Origin of the sequence: Saccharomonospora iraqiensis subsp. paurometabolica YIM 90007, from assembly GCF_000231035.2 — a bacterium.
GTDB lineage: Bacteria > Actinomycetota > Actinomycetes > Mycobacteriales > Pseudonocardiaceae > Saccharomonospora > Saccharomonospora paurometabolica.
Genome location: NZ_KI912247.1, coordinates 179954 through 182183, shown reverse-complemented (window position 1 = coordinate 182183; position 2230 = coordinate 179954). Strand labels below are relative to the sequence as shown.

Below are 2230 nucleotides of genomic sequence, written 5' to 3'. Positions count from 1 at the left end.
CGACCGGCCGCGAGGGTGGCCGTGGCCCGGCGCTCGGTGACCAGGGCCAGGGCGGGAGCGGCCAGCCCGCCGAGGACGACGGCCACCAGCAGCACCGCCCCGGCCGAGGGGAGGAACATCGTCTGCACGACGACCGCACCGACCGCGACGAGGGCGGCCACCAGCGGGGGCGTCACGGTCCTGGGCAGCAGGTCGCGGATCGTGTCGACGTCGTCGACCAGCCTGCGCAGACCTTCCCCCCGGTGCAGTCCGGCCGTGCGGGCGGGGCCGAGGCGCACCAGTGCCCGCCACAGCCGTTCCCGCAGCCGGGTCGCCACGCGGAACGCGGCGTCGTGCGTGACGAGGCGTTCCAGGTACCGCAGGCCGGCGCGGGCCAGGCCGAACGTACGCACCCCGACCACCAGGGTGGTGAGGGTGAGGATCGGTGGCTGCTGCGCGGCGCGGGCGATCAGCCAGCCGGAGGTGGCCGTCAGCGCCACCCCGGACAGCAGGGCCAGCGCGCCCAACAGTACGCCGCGCACCAGCCCGCGCTCGGTCAGCCACCGCAGCGGCAACGGGCGCCGGGCGGGTTCCCCGGTGCGGCGCCGATCGGTGTCCCCGCTGTCCACAGTGTCCTCGGTGATCACGCCCGCCGTGACACGGCTGTCCACAGTGGTCGGAATGGTTGTGGAACCTCCGGGAACCGCGGATGTCTCCGAAACTGCGGTGTCGTCCCGGGGATGCGCGGCGGCCAGGACGGCCGCCCCGGACCGCTCCGCCGCCCGCACCGCCGTCCACACCCGCTCGGCGTTGGCCGGATCGAGATGCGCCGTGGGTTCGTCGAGCAGCAGCAGCCATGCGCCCCGCCGCACCCGCAGCAGGGCCCGCGCCACGGCGAGGCGCTGCCGCTGGCCCGCCGACAGCTCCCGCACCGGGCGGTCGGCGAACCCGTCGAGGCCCACCTCGGCCAGCACCGCCCCGATGTCCGCCCCGACATCCGGATCGACGTCCGGACCGGTCCCGGGATCGCCTTCCGGGTCGTCCGGATCGTCCCCGGTCGTCGCCCGGCCCGGCACCGCGAGCGCGAGTTCGGCGCGCACGCTCCCTCCGGCGAAGGCGGGCGACTGCGGGACCCAGGCAACGCTGTCCCGCCATGTCGACATGTCGATGTCTTCGATCGGCACGCCGTCGACGGTGACCGTGCCCGACGCGGGCGTGGCGAAACCCAGCAGGACCGCCAGCGTGGTCGTCTTCCCCGCACCGCTGGGCGCGTCCAGCCACGTGGTGTGCCCGGGCCGGACGGTGCGGGTCAACCCGTCGGGCGCATACCCGCCGCGCCGGGCCACCCGCAGGTCCCGGAGGTGGATCGCGCCCCGGCCGGGCACGCGCGCCCCGGGACGGGGTTCCGGCTCGTCGAGGACGGCGGCGACCCGGCGCACCGCCTCCACCCCGTCCTCGCTCGCGTGGAAGGCCGCCCCCACCGAGCGCAGCGGCTGGTAGCACTCGGGGGCGAGCAGGAGGACCCCGAGCCCCACGGCGAGCCCCAGGTCGCCGGACACCAGGCGCACACCGATCGCCACGGCGACCAGCGCCACCGACAGCGTCGCGGCCAGTTCCAACGCGAACGCCGAGGCGAACGCCAGCCGCAGGGTGGACACCGTCGTCCTGCGGTGCCGGTCGCTCACCCGGCGCACCACCGAGGCCTGCGCCTCGGCCCGGCGGAAGGCGGCCAGCACGGGCAGCGCACGGACGAGTTCCAGCAGGTTGCCGGACAACCGGTGGACCGCGTCGGTCGCCGCGCCCACCCGGTCGGCCGTGTACTTACCGATCAGGATCGCGAACAGCGGCAGCAGCGGCAGCGTGACGACGATGAGCAGCGCCGAGGGCCAGTCGGCGACCAGCACGGCCGCACCCACGGCGACCGGGACCACGGCGGCGGTGACCAGTGCGGGCAGGTACTCGGTGAAGTAGGCGTCCAGCGCGTCGAGGCCCCGGGTGGTCAGGGCCGTCAGCTTCCCCGCGCCCGTGCGGCCGATCCACTCGGGGCCGAGCCGCAGCGCCTTGTCCACCACCTTCGCGCGCAGCTCCTCCTTCGCGCCCGCCGCCGCCCGCGCGGCGACGACCCGCTTCGCCCACGCGGTACCCGCACGCCCGAGCACGGCACCGAGCAGCGCGATCAGCTCGGCACCGTGCCCGGTGCCGTCCTCCGCGACGACCGCGGCGAGCACGGAGGCGAGCAGGAACGCCTGCG

1 protein-coding gene is annotated in these 2230 nt (G+C 76.0%); it reads right to left on the bottom strand.

From position 1 onward, the window contains the following. Positions 1-2230 (bottom strand): thiol reductant ABC exporter subunit CydD (gene cydD / locus SACPADRAFT_RS27955; protein WP_007027354.1); only part of this gene is annotated, 2230 nt, incomplete at both ends.